This window comes from Streptomyces cinerochromogenes (assembly GCF_014648635.1).
In the GTDB taxonomy this organism is placed as follows: Bacteria; Actinomycetota; Actinomycetes; order Streptomycetales; family Streptomycetaceae; genus Streptomyces; species Streptomyces cinerochromogenes.
Map to the genome: position 1 here is coordinate 1 of NZ_BMRM01000021.1, position 20,424 is coordinate 20,424.

At 69.7% G+C, this 20,424-nt stretch carries 19 protein-coding genes and 2 pseudogenes; 9 read left to right on the top strand and 12 right to left on the bottom strand.

Annotated elements, in window-relative coordinates; translation table 11 throughout:
- The first annotated feature begins 56 nt into the window (after window positions 1-56).
- The 4 genes from IEZ20_RS32260 (at window position 57) to IEZ20_RS32275 (ending at window position 4,086) form a co-directional block, all read left to right on the top strand.
- The gene (locus tag IEZ20_RS32260) at window positions 57-806 is read left to right on the top strand and encodes an IS5/IS1182 family transposase (protein ID WP_053639592.1); all 750 of its coding nucleotides are present in this window, start codon (window positions 57-59) and stop codon (window positions 804-806) included.
- Window positions 807-1,294: 488 nt separating this feature from the next.
- On the top strand, window positions 1,295-2,821 hold the full coding sequence (locus IEZ20_RS32265) for a carotenoid oxygenase family protein (RefSeq protein ID WP_373304011.1): 1,527 nt from the start codon (window positions 1,295-1,297) through the stop codon (window positions 2,819-2,821).
- A gap of 330 nt (window positions 2,822-3,151) precedes the next feature.
- The gene (locus IEZ20_RS32270) at window positions 3,152-3,646 is read left to right on the top strand and encodes a MarR family winged helix-turn-helix transcriptional regulator (protein ID WP_189305260.1); all 495 of its coding nucleotides are present in this window, start codon (window positions 3,152-3,154) and stop codon (window positions 3,644-3,646) included.
- Window positions 3,643-4,086: a winged helix DNA-binding protein gene (locus IEZ20_RS32275; RefSeq protein WP_189305262.1), complete on the top strand. Its 444-nt coding sequence runs from the start codon at window positions 3,643-3,645 to the stop codon at window positions 4,084-4,086. The genes IEZ20_RS32270 and IEZ20_RS32275 overlap by 4 nt, the downstream gene beginning before the upstream one ends.
- Window positions 4,087-4,224: 138 nt before the next feature.
- Here IEZ20_RS32275 and IEZ20_RS32280 read toward each other — a convergent pair whose 3' ends face one another.
- Window positions 4,225-5,016 (bottom strand): alpha/beta fold hydrolase, encoded by a 792-nt coding sequence (locus IEZ20_RS32280; RefSeq protein WP_189305264.1) that lies wholly within the window; start codon window positions 5,014-5,016, stop codon window positions 4,225-4,227.
- Between the two features lie 178 nt (window positions 5,017-5,194).
- Complete coding sequence (locus IEZ20_RS32285; RefSeq protein WP_189305267.1) at window positions 5,195-5,689, bottom strand: cupin domain-containing protein; 495 nt, start codon at window positions 5,687-5,689, stop codon at window positions 5,195-5,197.
- 81 nt (window positions 5,690-5,770) lie between these two features.
- On the opposite strand from IEZ20_RS32285, the gene IEZ20_RS32290 reads away from it, so the two are divergent.
- Window positions 5,771-6,622, top strand: a complete 852-nt coding sequence (locus IEZ20_RS32290) for a LysR family transcriptional regulator (RefSeq protein WP_229896376.1) — start codon at window positions 5,771-5,773, stop codon at window positions 6,620-6,622.
- A 184-nt stretch (window positions 6,623-6,806) separates the two neighbouring features.
- Here the strand turns inward: IEZ20_RS32290 and IEZ20_RS32295 are convergent, their stop codons facing one another.
- Together IEZ20_RS32295 and IEZ20_RS40055 are read right to left on the bottom strand one after the other, a co-directional pair.
- The gene (locus tag IEZ20_RS32295; protein WP_189305269.1) at window positions 6,807-7,235 is read right to left on the bottom strand and encodes a cupin domain-containing protein; all 429 of its coding nucleotides are present in this window, start codon (window positions 7,233-7,235) and stop codon (window positions 6,807-6,809) included.
- Between the two features lie 47 nt (window positions 7,236-7,282).
- A pseudogene (locus tag IEZ20_RS40055) lies at window positions 7,283-7,460 on the bottom strand (cobalt-precorrin-6A reductase); the annotation flags it as partial.
- Between the two features lie 103 nt (window positions 7,461-7,563).
- On the opposite strand from IEZ20_RS40055, the gene IEZ20_RS32300 reads away from it, so the two are divergent.
- Window positions 7,564-8,712 (top strand): cobalt-precorrin-5B (C(1))-methyltransferase, encoded by a 1,149-nt coding sequence (locus IEZ20_RS32300; protein ID WP_189305271.1) that lies wholly within the window; start codon window positions 7,564-7,566, stop codon window positions 8,710-8,712.
- Between the two features lie 51 nt (window positions 8,713-8,763).
- Here the strand turns inward: IEZ20_RS32300 and IEZ20_RS32305 are convergent, their stop codons facing one another.
- The 5 genes from IEZ20_RS32305 to IEZ20_RS40505 all read right to left on the bottom strand — a co-directional run bounded on the left by IEZ20_RS32305 (window position 8,764) and on the right by IEZ20_RS40505 (window position 13,648).
- A complete protein-coding gene (locus IEZ20_RS32305; protein ID WP_189305273.1) occupies window positions 8,764-9,768 on the bottom strand; it encodes an ABC transporter substrate-binding protein in 1,005 nt (334 codons plus the stop codon).
- Between the two features lie 9 nt (window positions 9,769-9,777).
- Window positions 9,778-10,545: an ABC transporter ATP-binding protein gene (locus IEZ20_RS32310; RefSeq protein WP_189305275.1), complete on the bottom strand. Its 768-nt coding sequence runs from the start codon at window positions 10,543-10,545 to the stop codon at window positions 9,778-9,780.
- 2 nt (window positions 10,546-10,547) lie between these two features.
- Complete coding sequence (locus IEZ20_RS32315) at window positions 10,548-11,603, bottom strand: FecCD family ABC transporter permease (protein ID WP_373304012.1); 1,056 nt, start codon at window positions 11,601-11,603, stop codon at window positions 10,548-10,550.
- Between the two features lie 891 nt (window positions 11,604-12,494).
- A complete protein-coding gene (locus IEZ20_RS32320) occupies window positions 12,495-12,983 on the bottom strand; it encodes an ATP-binding protein (protein ID WP_189305277.1) in 489 nt (162 codons plus the stop codon).
- Window positions 12,984-13,177: 194 nt separating this feature from the next.
- Window positions 13,178-13,648: a transposase family protein gene (locus tag IEZ20_RS40505; protein ID WP_268253091.1), complete on the bottom strand. Its 471-nt coding sequence runs from the start codon at window positions 13,646-13,648 to the stop codon at window positions 13,178-13,180.
- Window positions 13,649-13,735: 87 nt separating this feature from the next.
- Between IEZ20_RS40505 and IEZ20_RS32330 the strand changes: the two genes are divergently transcribed.
- Both IEZ20_RS32330 and IEZ20_RS32335 read left to right on the top strand, forming a co-directional pair.
- A complete protein-coding gene (locus tag IEZ20_RS32330; RefSeq protein ID WP_189305279.1) occupies window positions 13,736-14,287 on the top strand; it encodes an AAA family ATPase in 552 nt (183 codons plus the stop codon).
- A 350-nt stretch (window positions 14,288-14,637) separates the two neighbouring features.
- Window positions 14,638-16,317 (top strand): amidohydrolase, encoded by a 1,680-nt coding sequence (locus IEZ20_RS32335; protein WP_189305281.1) that lies wholly within the window; start codon window positions 14,638-14,640, stop codon window positions 16,315-16,317.
- A gap of 21 nt (window positions 16,318-16,338) precedes the next feature.
- Here the strand turns inward: IEZ20_RS32335 and IEZ20_RS32340 are convergent, their stop codons facing one another.
- Window positions 16,339-16,815 (bottom strand): hypothetical protein, encoded by a 477-nt coding sequence (locus IEZ20_RS32340; RefSeq protein ID WP_189305283.1) that lies wholly within the window; start codon window positions 16,813-16,815, stop codon window positions 16,339-16,341.
- A gap of 145 nt (window positions 16,816-16,960) precedes the next feature.
- A pseudogene (locus IEZ20_RS40895) lies at window positions 16,961-17,143 on the bottom strand (AraC family transcriptional regulator); the annotation flags it as partial.
- Between the two features lie 68 nt (window positions 17,144-17,211).
- On the opposite strand from IEZ20_RS40895, the gene IEZ20_RS40070 reads away from it, so the two are divergent.
- Window positions 17,212-18,513 carry a DUF308 domain-containing protein gene (locus IEZ20_RS40070; protein WP_229896377.1) on the top strand — a complete coding sequence of 434 codons (1,302 nt, stop codon included), beginning with the start codon at window positions 17,212-17,214 and terminating at the stop codon, window positions 18,511-18,513.
- Window positions 18,514-18,775: 262 nt separating this feature from the next.
- Here IEZ20_RS40070 and IEZ20_RS32360 read toward each other — a convergent pair whose 3' ends face one another.
- Entirely contained in the window at window positions 18,776-20,302 is a 1,527-nt protein-coding gene (locus IEZ20_RS32360; RefSeq protein ID WP_189305284.1) for a chitinase, read from the bottom strand.
- Between the last annotated feature and the right edge of the window lie 122 nt (window positions 20,303-20,424).

The window sequence follows — 20,424 nt, forward strand, 5'->3', positions numbered from 1 at the left end:
CCCTGGGCTGTTGATCGAGATGTCTGACGTCTCAATCACGCTGCCCGGGGGCCTCGTTGGTCATCTATCCTGCCGCACTCGACCTGCCCCACACACTCGTGGAGTGGGTCACCATGCTCATCGTCACCCGGGAGGGCGATCGGCGCTGCAAGCTCCGCCCGTCCCAGCGCGCGATGGTGGCACTGGTGTACCTGCGCGAACACGTCACCCTGGCGAAGATCGCTGCCGGGTTCGGGATCAGCGAGTCCACCGCCCACGCCTACACCAGCGCGGTCATCCACTTGCTCGCCGAACGAGCGCCGGGCCTGCTGAAAGTCCTGCGCGAGGCCGACCCCGACTTCGTCCTGCTGGACGGCACCCTCGCCGAGTGCGACCGGGTCGGCGACTCACGTGCGGACTACTCCCACAAGCATCGCCGGCATGGAGTGAACGTGCAGGTGGTCACCGATCCAGACGGCCGACTGCTGTGGCTTTCACCCGGGCTGCCGGGCCGGTCTCACGACCTGACCGCCGCCCGCACCCACCGGATCATCCGCATCTGCGAGCGCCAGGGCGTTCCCATCCTGGCCGATCTCGCCTACCAGGGCGGCGGCCCCTGGTTGACCACGGGCATCAAACGCAGGCCGCTGCAGGAACTCACGCCCACCGAGAAGACCGTCAACCGGGCTCTGGCCGCAGCACGGGCACCAGTCGAACGCGGTGTCGCCCGTCTGAAGTCCTGGCGGATCTTCCGCAGATCCCGATGCAGCCCGAACCGCATGACGTCAATCGCCAAGGCCGTCCTCACCCTGGAGCGGCAACGCTGAAGAAGCTCAGTGAGTCTGCTCCCCGCGCGTGCGGGGATGGTCCCGGTGCGGGCCCTTGTGCAACTGCTGCCGGTTCCTGCACGTAATTGGCCATCCATGGGTTCGCCGCCAGCAGCTCGGCGCGGAGGCGGGTGTTCTCCTCCGCCTCGGCGGCGGCCTGGTCTTGGTCAACCTCCTCGGTGGCTGGTGCTGCCACTGCTGCGCGGTGGGCCGAGTGCGGCCGAGCGGTCATCGGTCATCGGTCATCAGTCATCGGTCATGGAAAGTGCGGCTCCGGTGAGCCGGATCCCGGTGCCACGGATCGGGACGGCACGGTGGCTCGGGGGTGGTGCCGGCGCCACCGCCGACTCGGGGCCTGGGCCTACTGCTTCACGGGCGAGTGGGGAGGAGGGTTGCTTCCGTCACTACGCGTCCGGTCGACGGGCCCGGGCGTCTGGTCCGGACACCGGGTCCGGGCATCGGCAAGAGAACGGGAACGGGGAAACATGATGGCCAGTCAGGTTCGTCACACACGGCGGCGACTTCTCAAGGGCGCCGCGGTCGCGGCAGCGGGCGGCGTGCTCGGGAGCGGCCTGGGGCCCGGCTTCTTCACGGCTTCGGCGCAGACGAGTCCCGTAGCCGGGAGGAGCGGCGGCGCGGCGGGGGCGACCCCGTTCCTGGAGGGGGCGTTCGCTCCGGTCACCGAGGAGGTGACCGCGTTCGATCTCCAGGTGACCGGACGCGTTCCGCGTGACCTGGACGGCCGCTATCTGCGCAACGGTCCGAACGCGCTGGGTCTGGAGGATGTCCGTGCTCACCACTGGATGCTCGGCGACGGCATGGTGCACGGGGTCCGTCTGCGCGGCGGGCGCGCGGAGTGGTACCGCAACCGCTGGGTGCGGTCCTCGCAGGTGACGGCGAAGCTCGGGGAGACGTACCCGGGTCAGGCGCCGCCGGACGACTTCGCGTGCAACACGCATGTCATCCCGTACAACGGGCGCATCCTGGCCGTGCAGGAAGGTGGGCCGCTGCCGTACGAACTGGACGGCGAGCTGAACACCGTGGGCCCGTACGACTTCCGCTCCACCCTCACGGGTGCCTTCACCGCGCACACCAAGTACGACGCCACGGCTGACGAGCTGCACGCGATCGCGTACTACCCCACCTGGGATCACGTGCGGCACACCGTGATCGACCGCACCGGCCGGGTGGCGCGGACCGCGCGGATCGCCGTCGCGGACGCGCCGATGATGCACGACTTCGCGCTCACCGCGACGTACGTGGTGATCGTCGACGTACCGGTCACCTTCGACGGTGCCGCCGCCCAGGCGGGCGCGCTCGTGCCGTACGTGTGGAACGACAGGCACCCCATGCGTGTCGGGCTGCTGCCGCGCGCCGGCGGCACCACGCGCTGGTTCGAGATCGACCCCGTGTTCTACTCGCACACCCTCAACGCCTACGACGACGGTGACACCGTCGTGGTGGAGTACACCGGGTTCCCCGCGCCGTTCCACGCTGCCGGACGCGGTGCGGGCGGTCCTTCGGCGACCGGTGCTCCGACCTTGGACCGCTGGACGATCGATGTGCGCGCGGGCCGGGTCCGCAGCACCCGGCTGGACGACCGCCCGCAGGAGTTCCCCCGCATCAACGAGTCCCTGGTCTCCCGTCGGCACCGGTACGCCTACACGGCGAGTGCGGCCGAGATGTGGCGCGCGTACGAGACGGTCGACGGGGTGCCGCCGGACGAGAAGTTCACGAACTACCTGGTGAAGCACGACATGCTGCGCGGCAGCCGGCGGTTCCACCGCTTCCCCGAGGGCGCGGCGGTCAGCGAGCCGGTGTTCGTGCCGCGGCGCGGGGCGCGCGACGAGGACGACGGTTACGTCCTGTCGTACGTGAACGATCCGGACCGCGGCGCGACCGACCTCGTGATCCTCTCCGCCGTGGACTTCGGCGGTCGTCCGCTGGCCCGGGTTCATCTGCCCGGCCGGGTGCCGCTGGGATTCCACGGCAACTGGATCGCGGACGCCGGGTAGCGCGCCGCTGTCGTCGTCGTGTTTCCGGCAGCGCGGCGGCCGCCCGGTCGCGATCTCGGACGCCGGCGGGCGGTCGCGGGGGCGTCCGCCCGGTCGTGGGGCCCGGTTCGTCAGCGGTTGCCGCAGGAGCGGAGCCGGACGGTGCGGTCCGGACCGTAGCGGTAGGCGCGGAACGGCACGTGGGTCCGGGGAGCCCAGGCGGGATTCAGCGCGAGGGCCGGCGGTCCGCCGGAGGCGTTCCGTCAGTCCGGCGCGGCGCCGGACCGCGTGCGCCTTCGGACCCACCGGATATAGTAGCCATGGATATAGTAGCCATGTAATCTATCCGCCATGAGCAAGGGTTCACCGGGCCCCACGCCCGGCTTCCTCGTATGGCGGCTCGCCAACAAATGGCGCGTCGCGGTCGATCGCGCGGTGGCTCCGCTGGGCCTCACCCACGCGCAGTACTCACTGGTCGCGTCGCTGCACGGCATGCAGCGCGCCGGTGAGCGGCCCAGTCAGCGCCGACTCGCCGACCACACCGGCCTGGAGACGCTGTACGTCTCGAAGCTGGCGCGCGCTCTGGAGTCGGCCGGCCTGGTCGAGCGCACCCGCGATCCCCGCGACCCGCGCGCCGTACAGCTCGCCCTCACCGAGCAGGGTCTCGCCGTCACTCGGCGAGCCATCGCGGTGGTCCAGGATCTGCTTCAGCAGTTGCTGGAGCCGCTCGGCGGCCTCGACGCCCCGCGGACGCGCGCGTTCACCGACGAACTGACGACCCTGCTCGACGCACCTCTCGCTCCATCCCTACCGAACGACGAGAGCACCCAGGGGACAACACCATGACCACCACCGCACCCGTCGCCAACCCCCGCACCCTCGGCTTGGCCCACTACGCCGCCCGCGGGGTCCTGGAGCACGTCCTGGCCCGGCACGGCATCACGTTCCAGCAGCAGATCGCCCTGCGTGCCGCCGTCACCGCCGACGCTCCGCAGACGCCGGACGATCTCGTCGCGCAGGTCCGCGGCTCCCTCAAGGCCGATCCGGCCGACATCCGCGCCACTCTCGACGAGCTGCTGGCCAACCAGCTGCTCGTCTCGGACGGCGCGCGCCTTCGCCCCTCGGCCGCAGGGCACGAACTGCTCGCCGCCATCAGCGCGGAGACGGCCCCCGTCACCGCCCGCATCTGGGGCGGGATACCCGACGAGGACCTGGCCGCGGCCGGTCGCGTCCTCGCCCTGGTCACTGAGCGCGCCAACGCGGAGCTCGCGGCGCTGACCGCCTGACCGCCCGGCCACGGGGGTACCTCGGCCACGGACAGCGAGGTCGTGGTCCAGGGTGAGGAACTGTTCGTGAGAGCCGAGGGTCGGGGTGTCTCCGCTGACTCCGGCAGGTTCGCCGACTGGAGTGCGGCCGCGGTGCTTCTACGGCTGCTGCGAGACGGTGGTGAGGAAGTCCAGGACGACGGGGCTGGCGTGAGTGCGGAATTCCTCGAAGTAGGCGTGCCGGGCTTCGGGGACGAGGTGGAGCCGGGCACCCGGAATGCGGTCGGCGAGCAGGGGCGCGTTGGCGGTGGGGTTGAGCAGGTCGTCCGTTCCATGGATGACCAGGGTGGGTGCGCTGATGCCGGGCAGGAGATCCCAGGCGTTGTGCCGGTTGCTGGCCGTGAGGTGGTGGCGCCGGGAGTGGGCGGGCATGGCGGGGTCACCGAGGGTGTGGTGCGGGCCGGGGTGGTCGGCGAGCCATCGGGGGGTGTACATCAGCTGCAGCAGCGCCTGCTCCGCGGCTTCGGGCTGAGGCTGGGCGAGGGCTCGGCGGACGTCGTTGCCGCGTTCGATGCTGTGCGGACCGCCGGGTGAGGTGCAGCCGAGAACCAGCGCGCGGACCCGGTGCGGGTAACGGGCGGCGAGTTGCTGGGCCACGCGGCCGCCCATGGACGTGCCGTAGACGTCCGCCCGGTCGATGCCCAGTCCGTCGAGGACGGCGATGACGTCCTGGGCGAACAGCTCGATGCTGTGGGGTGTGTCGGGTTTGTCGCTGTCGCCGGTGCCGCGGTAGTCGAGAGTGAGCGTGCTGCGGGCGGGGTGGAAGTCCGCACGGACCGTGTCCCACCAGTGGTGGTTGTTGGCCTGGCCCGCCAGCAGGACCAGCGGCACTCCCCCGCCTTGCAGCTGGTAGGCGATGCGCGTCCCGTCCGGCGCCGTCACGTACGTCATCGGCTGGTTCCCCCACTCCGGTGTCGGCGGGGCCAGTATCTCCCGCTCGGGCCCAGGGCCTGGCGCCGGGGCCCTGGACCCAGAACGCGCGGGCCCCTGGGCCCGCCGGGCCCGCATCCAGCGCGCAGACGTCGGGATCCAAGGAGTGTGGCCGGGCCGGGCCGTGGTGCCGTCGGCTTCAGGCGAGGTCGGTGGCCGGCTCGGTCGCATAGCGGCTCATCGCGTCGATGTTGGACTGCGGCGTCAGCGGCCGACCGTTGACGAGCACCTCCTGGAGATCCCGGAAGTACTGCACGTACAGGTCGGGGGTGAAGGTGCTGAGCATGACGGCGGGTTGGTCGGTCAGGTTGGCGAAGGTGTGCGGGGTACCGGGCGGAACCATCACGAGCGTGCCGGTGGTGGCGTCGTAGTCCTCGTGCCCGACGGTGAACCGCACGGTGCCGGAGAGGACGTAGAAGCCCTCGTCGTGTCGGGCATGGCGGTGCTGTGGCGGTCCCTGGGTGTGCGGGGCGAGGACGGACTCCGCGATCGCGAGGCGGTGCCCGGTGTGGCTGCCGTCCTCCAGAATGCGCATGCGCGTGGTGCCGAGAACGATCGTCTCGCCGTCGCCGGGACCCACCACCGACACAGTGGAGTCGGTCCGCGGCTCGCTGGTCTTCGCTTCTTCGGTCATGCTCACGAGTGCACCGCCGCGGCCCTGCCCGTGTCCAAGACTCATCCCGCGGCGCCGATACCCCGTGGGTATCGTGGCAGCGTGGAGCTACGGACCTTGCGCTACTTCGTGGCGGTCGCCGAGGAACTCCACTTCGGCCGGGCCGCCACCCGACTGCACATGAGTCAGCCGCCGCTGAGCCGGGCGATCAAGCAGTTGGAGGCCGATGTCGGGGCCGTGCTCTTCACCCGCGCGCCTACGGGGGTCACGCTCACTGCGGTGGGCTCGGTGCTGCTCGACGAGGCGCGGGCCCTACTCGACCATGCCGACCGCGTCCGGGAACGCGTGAGCGCGGCGGCCGGCGTCGCCACCCTCACCATCGGCATCCTGGGCGACGGCACCGACCCGGGAGTGGGCAGGCTGGCCGCCGCCTACCGCCGAAGCCACCCCGGCGTCGACATCCGCATCCGCGACACCGATCTGACCGACCCGACCTGCGGGCTGCGCGCCGGGTTGGTCGACGTCGCGCTGACTCGGTCGCCGTTCGACGAGACTGCCCTGACGGTGCGTGTACTGCGGGCCGATCCGGTCGGTGTGGTCCTGCGCGCCGACGATCCGCTGGCCCGCCGCGAGTGGCTGCGGCTGGCCGAGCTGAGCGACCGCCGCTGGTTCACGTTCCCGGAGGGCACCGACCCCATCTGGCAGTCGTACTGGAACGGCGGCAGGGCACGCGAGGGTCCAGTGGTGCGTGCCGTCCAGGAATGTCTGCAGGCCGTACTGTGGAACGGCACGGTCGGGCTGGCGCCGCTCGGACACGATCTGCCCGCGGAGCTGACCATGGTGCCGCTGGTCGACATGCCGCCGAGCCGAGTGGTCGCCGTGTGGAACGAGGGTGACACCAATCCATTGATCCGATCCTTCATCGAGATCGCGACAGCCTCGTACCGTCACTGAGCAACGGCAACCAGTGCTGCCGCAGCTCCTGAAGAAGCCGAACGCCGCGGCCCCAGCAGAACAGTCAGCTGCCTCGGACCGACACGACGGTTTGCCGGGCTCACCTGCATCAGGCGATCCGGGCACCCCGGCGGAGTCCGCAATCACCGAAGGCTTGTTCCCTTACGGAGAAGTCGGCCATCCGCTACGAGACCACCGTGCTGGTCGCGTCCCCCAACGAATGGCTCTGACCACCTGCGGAATCGCCCTCACCGGTCACCTTGTAGCCGGGGACCGAGGGCCAGCGGACCGTCAGAACCACGGACTCTTCCTCCGCGAACCAGGAGTGATCGACGCCCCGGCCCCACACGACGTAGTCCCCCTGCTCGGCCAGGAGAACACTGCGCCCGGGCAGTTCCACTCGGAACCGGCCGCTGATGAGGACCAACAGGGCGGTGCGCTCTTCGCCGGTCACCCACTGGGCCCGCTCATCGCCCCGTGGGTGGACGCCCCATTTGATCTCCACGTCCTCGCTGTGCCGGGGGTCGGAGGCGTCCTTGAAATGCCCCAGCAGCCACCCCCGGTCGAGCGCCGCGTCCCTGCCGGCATTGCCCACGTACACGTTGTCGGTCATGGCTCCGGAAGGTAGCAGCCACCACATCGTCACTCACCGCGGCAACTGTCGGCGCCTTCGCAAGCTGCCACGCCCGTGCGGCCGGTGGGGAGGAAGACCCGTCGGACGAGTACCGGGCAGCGACCGGGCCGCTTCCCTGAGCGCCCCCACCTCGTGCCCTCGATCGCCCGCTACGGGGACCCACCCGGGCAGGCGCAGGGCGAGCAGGGGAACATGGCTGGTCGCCGTCAAGCAGTTCCGCGAGGCGACGGGCCCCCGTGGTGCCGCCGAGGAGCAGTAGGTGCAGGGGAGGTCGGGTCCGTTCATGAGGAGTAGTGAGGGTCTAGGCGTGAGGGACAACCGAGGGGGCGGGCCGCAGGGGTCCGGTCAGGCGAAGGGCGGTCGTCGCGCCCAGCTGGAGCACACCGGTCTGCGGCACGGCTGGACCACCGGGGCCTGCGCGACGGCGGCCGCCACGGCCGCGTACACCGCCCTGCTGACCGGTGAGTTTCCCGACCCGGTGACGATCACGCTGCCCAAGGGGCAGACACCGTCCTTCGCCCTGGCCGCCGAGGAACTGACCGACGGTTCCGCCATGGCGGGGATCGTGAAGGACGCGGGAGACGACCCGGACGTCACGCACGGCGCACTGGTCCGGGCGACGGTCCGGCGGCTGCCCGCAGGCAGTGGCGTCGTCTTCAAGGCCGGACCCGGCGTGGGGACGGTCACCCGGCCCGGGCTTCCGCTGGCCGTCGGGGAAGCGGCCGTCAATCCCGTGCCCCGGCGGATGATGAGCGACCACGTCGCCGAAGTGGCCTCGCGCCACGGCGGCAGCGGCGACGTGGAGATCACCGTCTCCGTCGACCACGGCGAGGAGTTGGCCCGCTCCACCTGGAACCCACGGCTCGGCATTCTCGGCGGCCTGTCCATACTCGGCACCACCGGCATCGTCGTGCCGTACTCCTGCTCGGCCTGGATCGACTCGATCCGGCGGGGCGTCGATGTCGCCCGTGCGGCCGGACGGACCCATGTCGCCGGGTGCACCGGTTCGACGTCCGAGAAGGCGGTCGTCGCCGCGTACGGCCTGCCCGAGGACGCCCTGCTCGACATGGGCGACTTCGCCGGCGCCGTACTGAAGTACATCCGCCGGCACCCCGTGGACCGCCTCACGATCTGCGGTGGCTTCGCCAAGCTCTCCAAGCTCGCCGCGGGCCACCTGGACCTGCACTCCGGCCGCTCCCAGGTCGACAAGGGCTTCCTGGCCGAACTGGTCCGCGGCGGCGGCGCGGACGACGCGCTTGCCGCCGAGGTGGCCGCGGCCAACACGGGTCTCGCCGCGCTCCAGCTGTGCCAGGCCGCCGGCGTGCCGCTCGGCGACCTCGTGGCGCAGGCCGCGCGGGACGAGGCTCTTGCCGTGCTGCGCGGAGCGCCGGTCGCCGTGGACGTCATCTGCATCGACCGGGCGGGGACGGTCGTGGGGCGCAGCACGGTGCGCTGAGCCTGGGCCCAAGGGCGCGGAGACGCGGGGAGGGGAAACCGCCCCCTCGCGTCACCGGCCGGCCGGCACGGTCCGCAGGTAGGTGCCGAGCCGGGCCACAGCCGACGGGTTGCGGGGACTTTCGACCAGGTCGGCATAGTCCAGTGAGACGATCCGCCGGTGCTTGACGGCTGAGACGTCGCGCAGCGGGGCGTAGGAGAGCAGGAACTTCTTCTTCTGCTCGGCGCTGACGTCACCGTAGTCGCAGATGACGATGACGTCCGGGTTCCGCTGTACGACGCTCTCCCAGCCGACCGTGGTCCAGGAGTCCGCCACGTCGTGCATCACGTTGACGCCGCCCGCCTCGGTGATGATCTGTTCGGGGGCGGCGTAGCGGCCGGAGGTGAAGGGGGTGTCCCGGCCGCTGTCGTAGAGGAAGACGGAAGGACGGTCGGAGCCCTTGGGCGCCTTCGCCCGCACGTCTGCGATCTGCTTCTTGAAGTCGGCGATCAGTGTGGCCGCGCGCTTCTCGACGCCGAAGAGCTTGCCGAGGTTGGTGAGGTCGGCGTACAAGGCGTCCAGGGGCGGCATGATGCCGCGGGAGGACTTCGTACGGCCGTTGTGGCAGGACTCGGTGAGGATGTACGTGGGGATGCCGAGCTTGTCCAGGGCGTCGGGGGTGAAGCCGCTGTCCTCGCGGAAGCCGTAGTTCCAGCCGGCGAAGACGAGGTCGGCGCGGCTGTCGAGGACGTTCTCCTTGGTGAGCTGGTCCTTGGACAGCCACCTGACCCTGTCGTAGCCGTCCTTCCAGGGCACGCCGCGCAGGTCTCCCTTGTCGTCGGGCATGGCGAAGCCGGCCATGCGGTCCTCCAGGCCCAGGGCGAACATCAGCTCCGTGATGCCGACGTCGTTGGTGACGACCCGCTCGGGGACCTTGTCGTACGTGACCTGGCGGCCGCAGTTGGTCAGGGTGACCGAGGAGGAGGGTCCGGCGTCCTGGTCCGGCTCCACCGTGGCGCCGCATCCGGCGGCGGTCGCGGCGAGGCAGAGGGCGGCGGCGAGAAGCTGCTTGCGCATGGGCGTCCTTCAGGTGGTGGGCGGGAGCAGGTCGAACAGGAGCTGGACGGTGTCCGTCTCGGGGTGCCGGACGGTGTGGGCCCGGACGCCGAACACCTTCGCGAGCAGGGGAGGTTCGAGAACGTCCTGGGGCGGCCCGGAGGCGACGATCCGGCCGGAGTCGAGGACGTACAGGACGTCGCAGTGGGCTGCCGCGAGATTGAGGTCGTGGAGTGCGGCCAGCACGGTCAGACCGCTGCCGCGGACCAGGGACAGGACGGCCAACTGGTGGGCGACGTCCAGGTGGTTGGTGGGTTCGTCGAGCACCAGGACCCTCGGTTGCTGGGCCAGGGCCCGGGCGATGAGGACCCGCTGTTTCTCGCCACCGGACAGGCTCGGAAACCCGCGGTCGGCGAGGTGGGTGACGCCCGTGCGTTCCATCGACCGGGTGCAGATCTCCCGGTCCGATGCGGCCGTGCGGCCCCGGTGCGGCAGCCGGCCCATGGCGACCACCTCGGCGACGGTGAAGTCGAACTCGGCGAAGGACTCCTGCGGCAGTGCGGCCAGCGCCCGGGCAGCGGCCCGGGCGTCCATGGCGTGCAGGTCGTCGCCGTCCAGCCGTACCACTCCCCCGGCCGGTCGCAGTGCCCGGTAGAGGGAGCGCAGCAGGGTCGATTTGCCGCTGCCGTTGGGGCCGACGAGTCCGACGAACGCCCCGCTGCCCACGGTGAGGTCGATGTGCTCGACCAGGCGGGATCCGGCCGCCTCGATGGTGACGTCCTCGATGTCGAGTCGCATGCTCAGCGCCCTCCGAAGGCGTAGACGCCCCGCCGCATCAGCAGCAGGAACACGGGAACGCCGACCGCCGAGGTGATCACTCCGACCGGCAGCTCGGCGGGGGCGAACAACAGCCGGGACAGTACGTCCGCCCACACCAGCAGCACGGCTCCGGCGAGCGGTGCCACGGCCAGCACCCGGCGGTGGTCGGCGCCGACCAGCATGCGTACGACGTGCGGCACCATCAGACCGACGAATCCGATGGCCCCGCTGACCGCGACCACCGTCCCGGTCACGGCCGCGGTGACGACGAACACCTCCCGGCGCAGCCGAACCGGTCCGGCACCGAGCGCGGCCGCGGTCTCGTCGCCCATGGCGAGCGCGTTGAGCGCCTCGGCCCGCCACCGCAACCAGGTCCATCCGGCCACCACCGTGACCGTCGCGAGCGGCACTTGAGCCCAGGTGGCACCGCCCAGGCTGCCCAGCAGCCACATCATCGCCGACCGGGCCGCCTCGCCCCGGGCGGCGCCGAAGACCATGACCGTGGTGACGGCCTCGAAGCCGTACGCCAGTGCCGTACCGGTGAGGATCAGCCGCAGTGGTGTCAGGCCCTGCGGCGAACGGGCGACGGCGTACACCAGCGCCATGGCCGCGAGCGCCGAGGCGAACGCCGACACGGACAGCGCCCACACGCCGAGACCGGCGAACGCACCGAGGAGGATGACGGCGTTGGCGCCCACCGCCGCGCCCGAGGAGATGCCGAGGACGAACGGGTCGGCCAGCGCGTTGCGCACCATCGCCTGCACGGCCACCCCGACGGCCGCCAGGCCCGCTCCGACCACGGCGCCGAGCAGCACCCGTGGAAGCCGGATCTCCCAGACGATGGTGTACAGGGCCGCGTCCTGCGCGCGCACGGTCCCGCCGGTGAGTCCGGCCCACAGGAAACGCAGTGTCTCGGTCCAGCCGACGCCGGCGGCGCCGAGCCCGACCCCGCCGGCGAGGGACAGCAGGAGCAGCACTGCCAGAGCCAGGCTGAGCGGCAGCACGGGTATGCGGCTGGGAGCCGTACTTCGAGGCACGGGAGGGCCGTCCTTCGCACGGGCCGCCTGCTGGACGTCGAGCAGGAGCAGCCCGTACGGCCGAGCCGGCCGTACGGTCCCCTCTCGCAGTCCACGGCGAGCAGTCAACGGGTCGATACGCCCCCGCAGGCGATCGGGCTCGCACGACAGCCATCGGATCCGGTGCCGTGCACACCGTTGCGGGTCAGCGCCGGACTCTCACCGGACTTCCCCCACGGGAGGCGAAGCGAGCCTAACAAACGTGCTCTGGTGTCCCGTTCAGCTTCTGGGCTGTCTCGTCCAGGCTGCTCGTCGGGGCGGGAGGCGTGGGTGGTGACCGCGGCGGGGCGGTCGGCGTCGAGAACCAGGCAATCGCCGCCGCTGTCGCCGAACTCGTGGACGCGCTACGCGTGAGCCGGGGTGACGCCGGGCGTCTGCTCGGCCCTCCCCGAGCGAGGCGGCCCGCTTCACGCCACCACGCGGCTCGTCACCCGCCGCCGCGGGACGCGCAGTTCGCCCGGCACCAGCGTGCCCCGGCCCCTTCCGATGAGCGCGCGGTACCGCCAACGGGCAGGCTCAGGAAGGGCGGTCTGACCGGACGCCTTTCCGGCCCGTGCCCGCTTCGGTCAGGCGGCGTCGGACCGCCGACCGGGTTGCGGACGCGCAAGGCGTCCACGCTTGCCGCCGTGGATCAGGCGCAGGTGCCGCGGGCGGGCGTGGCGGGACGACCGTGGGGTGCGGGTCAGCCAGTCCTCGACACGATCCATTCCGTACAACGCCAAAGCCACCAACGGCAGCAGCAGGCAGGCAACGATGACCACGGTGTCGGGCCCCCTTACGGAAGACGGCCGCAGACGGGTACCCGGAGCGGCCTCCGGCTACCGGCACGCTCGCGTGAAGGGCCTGTGGGTCTTACCCGCCCTTGCAGGGGGTGGCGTCTGACGACCGCCCCACCGGGTCATCGAGCAGGGCGATGCGGACGGTGATGCGTTTGCCGACCGGCTCCCGCTGCGCTTCGAACCCCTGGGCGACGGCCATGACGATCTCCAAACCGTGCTGCCCCACCCGGCCGGCATCCGCGGCCCGGGCGACGGGCAGCACCGGATCGGAGTCCCACACCACGACCTCGACCATGTCCCCGGCGATCCGCACATCCAGCAGCACCGGCCCGGGCGCGTACTTGCGGGCGTTGGTGACCAACTCGCTGACCACCAACTGGGTGAGATCCACGGCGCGCTGAGAGACCGGCAGTCCGTGCTCGGCCTGGACACGGGCGAGGAAACCGGCGGCCAGAGCACGGGCCTCGGCGATGACCGTGCCGTCCCCGTCCAGGGCCGCCGTGGTCCGCAGGGCCTGCTCGCCCGACGCAGCTCCTTCCTCGCCCACGGGCACTGATTCCATCGCGGCCACCTTCACTACGCCGTCCACCACCTGGCGCCTACACCCACCGGGGAAGGTGACGCCTGCCGCCCCCGTGTGGTTCCGTCCCACCATGGCATCACCAGGCACATGCCGGGCGGTAATTCCTGCGACGGCCAGGTGGGAACGTTCTTCCGCTCCCGCGGCGCGAGCCACTGAGGTTTTCTCAACGGTGGTCACTTCCAGATTCCGTTGAGGACGAGGGCAGCGCGGGCGTTGTCGCCGATGCGGCTCGGTCTGAGGGTTACGTACTGCAGGCTGCGCCGGCGTTGCCTGAGTTCGGCGGCGGCCTTGTAGAGCGCGGGGAGCACGTGGATCCGCGCGGTGATGATGTCCGGGGCAGGACCCGGCGCGACGTCGGAGACCCACAGCGGGGTGCCGTCCGGGGCCGCCAGGAACTGCGCATTCCCGCCGAATGCCTTGTTCTTCTGGCTGAGCCACAGGGCGTTCCCGTTGGCGCGGACGCCGGCGACGCGGTCGCACTCGATCAGCGTGCCGTCCAGGATCACGTGCGTCGTCCCTTTCGGCGTGCCGATGCGACGGCGGTGGGCGGCCAGCAGGCGTGCGCGGTACTGCACCACGTGGCGCGGAACATCGAGCGTGGCACCATGGGTGACCAATGTGGAGCCTCTGGTGGTTACGGACATGATCTTGTGGTGAGACCTGTCCTGCCAGGGGCTTCACGCCTGCCTCCGAAGGGGGCTCCCGCATGCCGTCTCACCTGAGAGGTCCACGTGGACACCGAACTGGGTTCCGCAGTCGTCCTGATCACCGGCGTGATGGCGGCGGGGAAGTCGACCGTGGCCGAACTGCTGGCCGGGCGGCTACCCCGAGCCGCCCACGTGCGCGGCGACGTCTTCCGCCGGATGGTGGTATCCGGTAGGGAGGAACTGCTGCCTGAAGAGACCGCCGAGGCCAGGGCCCAACTGGAACTGCGCTACCGGCTGTCCGCGCTGGTGGCCGACGAGTACGCCCGCCACGGCTGGACCGCAGTCGTCCAGGACATCGTCCTGGGGGAAGACCTGGGCCGGTATGTCGCCAGGGTGCATACACGACCCTTGTACGTCGTCGTGCTGGCTCCCTCCACGGCAGCCGTGCAGAGCAGAGAAGCCAAGCGCCCGAAGACCGGATACGGCGCCGCCTGGACGGTCGACGCCCTCGACTACGCTCTGCGCGAGGAGACGCCGCACATCGGGCTCTGGCTGGACACGTCGGAGCAGACACCGGACCAGACGGTCTCAGCGATTCTCGCCAACCTCCCCGCCGCCCGGGTACAGGCCGGCTGACCCACGTCGACTGGGGCTCATTTCACTGGGAAAACCTCACTCACGCAGTTACTCAGGGCATCCCTCCGCGGAAGTCACGCGCGATCGAACGCGGTCGACTGCGGGGCTGCTCTCAGCGCTGAGGGAGTGGGGCTGCCTCTCGGTGAATCATGGCTTGCGAGGGCGCTGCAACCGGCCGCAGGGCGCACCGCACCACCCTAAATCGACTTGACGTGGCTAGTCGGTCGGCGTACATGTGCTGTCCGCGGGTGAGAGGCGTCTTGCGGTCGAGAGGGAGGTCAATCCTTCACCGTGAACGCTGTTGGTCCTATGCACGCCGATGAGACGAGACCCAACGCCTTGGAGGGCGCATGCGCAGGCCGACCGCAGATCTCGTTCTGACGGGAGCGCGCGTCCGCCTCGGCCAGGGACAATGGGCTGGAGCCGTAGCGGTCCGCGGAGGAAGAATCAGCGCAATCGGTCCTGACTTTGCCAGTGTCCGGGACCTGATCGGACCTCATACGCGGGTGATTGAGTCGCCTGGAGGGCTGGTTGTCCCAGGTTTCCAGGACAGTCATGTGCACGCGCCCTTCGCGGGACTGGACAGACGGCGTCTCTCCCTTCATGACGTGCAGGGTCGATCCGCTTACCTTGAGGCGATCGCCCTCTATGCCCAGCAGCATCCTTCGAAGCCCTGGATCGTCGGCGGCGGCTGGGCGGCAGAACACTTCCCCAACGGCCGTCCACGGAAGGAGGACTTGGACACTGTCGTGCCTGACCGGCCAGTGTTTCTGCTCAACGGAGACTTGCACGGCGCATGGCTCAATTCCCGGGCGCTCGAGGTAGTCGGCATCACGAGGAACACCCCGGACCCTGTCGACGGTCGCATCGACCGTGACCCCGTCACCGGGAACCCCTCGGGGACCTTGCAGGAAGGAGCTGCGTACTGGATCAACGACCACTTCGTTCCACAGCCGGACCAACAGGAGTGGGAAGCGGCCGTCTTGGACGCTCAGCGTTATCTGCATTCTCTAGGCATCACAGGCTGGCAGGATGCCTGGGTCACCCCCGCCACACAAGCCGCGTACGAGTCACTGGCTGCGCAAGGTCGACTGACAGCACGCGTTGTCGGCGCACTGTGGTGGGACAGGAAGCGGGAAATGGAACAGCTCCCTGAACTGCTGGCCCGCAGAGAACGTGGACTCGCGGTGGTCTCACCCACGGCACACTTGGGATCCGGGTTCTTCCCCACATCAGTGAAGATCATGACGGACGGTGTGCTGGAGAACTTCACCGGAGCTTTGCTGGAGCCGTACTGCGACGGATGCGGCGGTCACAGCGACCGACGGGGCGTCACCTACCTGGATCGAGACCTGTTGGCCACCGCCGTCACCGAACTCGACGCTCAGGGCTTTCAGGTGCACTTTCATGCGATTGGAGACCGTGCAGTACGAGAAAGCCTCGATGCGATTCACTGCGCCCGCTCCTCCAATGGCAGGAACGATCGACGTCACCAAATCGCCCATGTGCAAGTCGTCCAGCCAGAAGACATCGTCCGCTTCAATGAATTGGAAGTCGTTGCCAATTGTCAAACGTTCTGGGCGCAGAGCGCGAGCGAAAGAGACGATCTCACGATCCCCTTCCTCGGAACGGAGCGGGCCAGGCTGCAGTTTCCGTTTGCCGGATTGCTCGCCTCGGGAGCTCGACTGGCCATGGGGAGCGACTGGGCGGTGACCACGGCTGATCCTCTCCAGCAACTTGAGGTGGCTGTCACCAGAACCTCACCCCAGGATCGCGACCGCGCCCCGTTTCTCCCCGAACAATGCATGAGCCTCGATGATGCCCTGGACGCCTTCACCGCCGGCTCTTCCTACGTTAATCACGACGATCAAGGCGGCCGCATTGCGGTGGGCAGTCGCGCCGACCTCGCTCTGCTGGACACCGATATCTTCGCTCCCGGATTCGTCACGAACCACGCGGCGCCCATTTCGGATGCGCGCGTGCAGATCACAGTGGCAGGCGGCTCAGTGGTCTATGACGCCGAAGGGTAGCGGATGCCGAAGGGTGGCGAATCAAATCTGCGGCACACCTGCAGGCGGAGACGGCTCCGGAAGGTGGGGTGCCAGCGTCGGCCACCAGGACGGATGATCGAGCACAACCTGCCGTAAGGCAGGAGATGATGCGAACATTCCGGCTACGTAGTGATCCCAGCAATCGTACTCACTTGTCCCCGGGGCCAGTGATTTGATCATGAGGCCGTAGTCAAGAGCGTCGGCGAACATGTGAGCCAGGGTCAGGACCTGTTCCTTCTCATCTCCAGGTCCGGGCACAGGAGCATCGTTGAAGAAGTACTTGTTCAGCTGAGGATGCTGGAAAATGAGTGTGCCGACGTTGTGGAGTCGTTCCACACTGTTGTAGATGGCTGACGCCGCTGCGATTCCGTTGGTGATGACCGTTTGCCGGGTCAGCTGGCGGATTTGCCAAGCAGAAAACAGGATAGAGAACACTGCTGCTGCAGAGGCTATGATGCCGAAGATCAGAGCGCTCAAGGTCCCCCCTCATGCCACAAACCCCTGGGTGACCTTCCCTGATCTGCGGACTTCAACCCCCGCCGCGCCGTCGGTGTAAGTTGGCGAATTCACTCTGGCATCAAACAATGCAGGAGAAACGCCCGACAGCCCGGCAACGCCGGAGTCAGGGGGTCGGCTCGGAGCGGATCAGGACGCGGTGATCGGCGGGGCTGACACCGCGGACGCGCTGGAAGGCCGTGCTGAGCGCGAAGGCGCTGCTGTAGCCGACCTGACGGGCGACCGAGGCGAGAGTGGCGTCGGCGCGCGAGGTGCCGACCTCGGCGGCGAGACGGGCGACCGTCCTCGGCGGCCAGCAGCACCACGGCCGGCAGCGTGCGCAGCAGCCGTTCGGTGACCTCGCCGGGCAGCTGGTAGGTGCCGCTGATCAGCACATGGTGGGCGACACTCACCACCGGACTCGGCGCCGGCCTGTTCTACGCCTACTCCTGCTCGGTGATGCCGGGGTTGGCCCGTGCCGACGACCGGAGCTTCATCGAGGTGATGCAGCGGATCAACGTGGCGGTTCTCAACGGCTGGTTCATGCTGTCCGTCCTGGGCGCCATGGTGCTGGTCAGCGTCGCGGGCGTGCTGGTGCTGCGGGACGGCGACCGGACGATGCTGCTGTGGATCGGCGCGGCGGCCACCTTCCAGCTCGCCGTGCTGGTGATCACCAGGACGGTCAGCGTCCCGCTCAACGACCGGCTCGCGGCGGCCGGCACACCGGACCGCATCGCCGATCCCGCCGCTGTGCGGGCAGCCTTCGAGACCGCCTGGGTCAGGCGGAACCTGATCCGCGCGCTGACGTGCACCGCTTCGTTCGCCTGCATCGCCTGGGCCCTGCGACTCTCGGCCCGCACACCCTCGCGGACTGAGCACCGCTCATGTGCGGGCATGCGCCGGCTCACGCCATGCTACCCACGCCCCAGTTGTCCCCCAGCCATCCAGGCGGGGGTCGTGCGGGGTGTCCATGCCGTCATCAAGTCCCGTCCTTCCCGCGAACGATGCGCGGTGCGTCGGGTAACCGCACCTCCCGCGGCCTCGGCGTCCCACCCGGTACGGGAGCGAACTCGGGGTACGCGTGAGGGACCGGTTCGGTCGAGCGAAGGGGATGAGCGAGTGCGTCGGCAGCTGATGTGGATGCTGGTGCTGCGGGGTGCGGCGGCCTTGTTGTTCGGGATCGCCGCTCTGGTATGGCCGGGGGTGACGGTACTGGCGCTGGCGCTGCTGTTCGGTGTGTACGCGCTCGTCGACGGTGTGGCGCTGCTGGCCGGTGCCTTGCGCAAGGAAGGCGACAAAGGGCACCGTCTCGCACACGCGGTCGGTGGTGTCCTGGGCATCGCGGCAGGCGTGATCACCATCGCCTGGCCCGGCGTGACCGCGCTGGCGCTGGTCACCTTGGTCGGCGCCTGGGCTGTGATCACCGGCATCTCCGAGATCTGGGCAGCGGTGCACTTCCGTCGGGAGTTGCACCATGAGTGGCTGCTGTTCCTGGCCGGTGCCGCCTCCGTGGTCGCCGGAGTGCTGCTCTGGGCCCGGCCGGACGTGGGCGCGATCACCGTTGCCCAGATCATCGGGATCTACGCGCTGATCTCGGGCGTGCTGGCACTCGGTGCCGCGCGGCGGCTGCACGGCACCACCGCCACAGCGCATGCGACCCGCCACGCCCGGCACGCCTAGGCACCGACGCGCCACCGTGCTGAGGCCGTGCATCGTCGACGCGGACACCCGCCTGGTGGCGGGATCCGCCCGACCGGCACCCGGAAACAAGGCAGACGCTCGACCACCGCTACGAGCGCCCACCCCGCAGCTATCTCGCCTTCCGGGACTCGCCGCAGCCATCTACCGCTACGAGCGACTCGTCCGCCTCACCACATCGGACACGGTCTTGGGGGCCGCCTGCTGAAGCGCGGCCCCCGGGCAGGTCCGGGGAGGCGGTGGTTCAGCAGGCGCCGAGGTCCTGCCAGACGCCCCACTCGCCGGTGGTGCCGGGTTCCTCGCCCGTCGTCCACCACTTGGCCTTCCAGGTGTGCCCCTTGTACGAGACCTGCTGGCCGCCGGTGTAGACCTTGTCCTTGGCCCACGGGGCGGCGGTGCACTGGCTGCCGGAACCGCCGGTGACGGTCAGGGAGTAGGTGGCCGAGTGGCTGCCCGAGGTGCCCGCGCCGGTCACGGTGAGGGTGTAGGTGCCGGAGGCCGCGGCGGAGGTGGTGGCCAGGGTGAGGGTGGAAGTGCCGCCCGCGGTGACAGACGTCGGGCTGAGGGAGGCGGTGACGCCCGCCGGGGCTCCGCTGACGCTGAGTTTCACGTTCTGGGCGTCCCCCGCGGTCACGGCCGTCTTCACGGTGGCCGTGGCGGACTGGCCGGCCGTCACGGAGCCGGAAGACGGAGTGAGCGCGACGGAGAAGTCGTTGGACGGCGTGGTGGGGCCGCCACCGGTGAACGGGGCGAAGACGTGCGTGAAGTCCCACGTGTTCTGCTGGATGCCGGAGCAGTTGTCCGCGGCGGCGCCGCCCGGGCAACTGCCGTTGTCCCGCTGCAGCGCCCAGAAGGACAGGGTGTTGATGCCCTTGGCGACCGCCCAGTCGTACACGGTGCGGGCGTTGGCCAGGGTGAAGGTCTCCGCCTTGCCGAAGTCGTCGACGCCCGGCATCTCCGTGACGCCGACCATGTTCCACAACTGGGCCGCGCTCTTGCCCGGGTACAGCTGCGCGAGCAGGTCGTACAGGCCCTGGGCGGCGGTCTGGGTGTCCTTCGCCATGTCGTGGGCCTGGTTGTCGTAGTAGTCGAACGTCATGAGGTTCACGACGTCGACCCGGGTGCCGTTGGCGACCGCGTTGCGCAGCAGCGCCTCGCCGGTGTCCCCGAGGCCGTGCGTGGTGGTCGGCAGGGTGTAGGAGATCTCCACCTTGCGCCCGTTGGCCGCGGCCCAGTCCTCGACCAGCTTGATGGCCTTGTTGCGGCGGTCGATGGCGGCGGTGTTGTCGAGCGAGTCGACCTCGATGTCCATGTCGAGCCGCGAGATGTCGTAGGTGGTGATGACCTTCTCGTACGCGGCGGCGATCTGCTGCACGTCGGTGCAGCTGTCGGCGATCTCGGTGCCGGTGGTGTCGGCCGTGTAACCCCCGAACGAGGGGATGACGTCACCGCCGTTGCTCTGGATCGTCTTGATGTCGGCGCCGAAGGACGAGGCGGCGATCGGCATGCTCGTGTCGCCGTTCCAGTACGGCGTGCAGGAGCCCTTGGAGGCGGTCTGCAGGAACGCCATCGTCAGGTGCTTGGCGCCCGACTGGGCGGACAGGGCGGCGGGGCTCTCGCCGGTCCAGGCCTCGAAGTAGGGGGCGAAGACGTGGTTCGGCAGCGGCGTCGCGGCCTGGGCGGTGCCGGTTCCCGTGAGGGCGAGGCCCGTTGCGGCCGCCACGGTGGCGGCAGCGGTGAGGGCTGCGCGGAAGGAACGCACGAGTCTCATGTCAGTCCCGGTGTGAGGAGAGGGTGGCCGATGTCCTTGGAGAGGACAGGGAGTTGCCGACTACTGGGATAGCCCCCACCCGAGACGGGGTCAATGGTCTGGACCAAAATGGGACTAGACCA

Excerpts from the sequence above, each read along its gene's own strand:
- IEZ20_RS32265 (WP_373304011.1), top strand. The coding sequence starts at position 1,295 with ATGGCCAGTCAGGTTCGTCACACACGGCGGCGACTTCTCAAGGGCGCC.
- IEZ20_RS32270 (WP_189305260.1), top strand. The coding sequence starts at position 3,152 with ATGAGCAAGGGTTCACCGGGCCCCACGCCCGGCTTCCTCGTATGGCGG.
- IEZ20_RS32275 (WP_189305262.1), top strand. The coding sequence starts at position 3,643 with ATGACCACCACCGCACCCGTCGCCAACCCCCGCACCCTCGGCTTGGCC.
- IEZ20_RS32280 (WP_189305264.1), bottom strand. The coding sequence starts at position 5,016 with ATGACGTACGTGACGGCGCCGGACGGGACGCGCATCGCCTACCAGCTG.
- IEZ20_RS32285 (WP_189305267.1), bottom strand. The coding sequence starts at position 5,689 with ATGACCGAAGAAGCGAAGACCAGCGAGCCGCGGACCGACTCCACTGTG.
- IEZ20_RS32295 (WP_189305269.1), bottom strand. The coding sequence starts at position 7,235 with ATGACCGACAACGTGTACGTGGGCAATGCCGGCAGGGACGCGGCGCTC.
- IEZ20_RS32305 (WP_189305273.1), bottom strand. The coding sequence starts at position 9,768 with ATGCGCAAGCAGCTTCTCGCCGCCGCCCTCTGCCTCGCCGCGACCGCC.
- IEZ20_RS32310 (WP_189305275.1), bottom strand. The coding sequence starts at position 10,545 with ATGCGACTCGACATCGAGGACGTCACCATCGAGGCGGCCGGATCCCGC.
- IEZ20_RS32320 (WP_189305277.1), bottom strand. The coding sequence starts at position 12,983 with ATGGAATCAGTGCCCGTGGGCGAGGAAGGAGCTGCGTCGGGCGAGCAG.
- IEZ20_RS40505 (WP_268253091.1), bottom strand. The coding sequence starts at position 13,648 with ATGTCCGTAACCACCAGAGGCTCCACATTGGTCACCCATGGTGCCACG.
- IEZ20_RS32335 (WP_189305281.1), top strand. The coding sequence starts at position 14,638 with ATGCGCAGGCCGACCGCAGATCTCGTTCTGACGGGAGCGCGCGTCCGC.
- IEZ20_RS32360 (WP_189305284.1), bottom strand. The coding sequence starts at position 20,302 with ATGAGACTCGTGCGTTCCTTCCGCGCAGCCCTCACCGCTGCCGCCACC.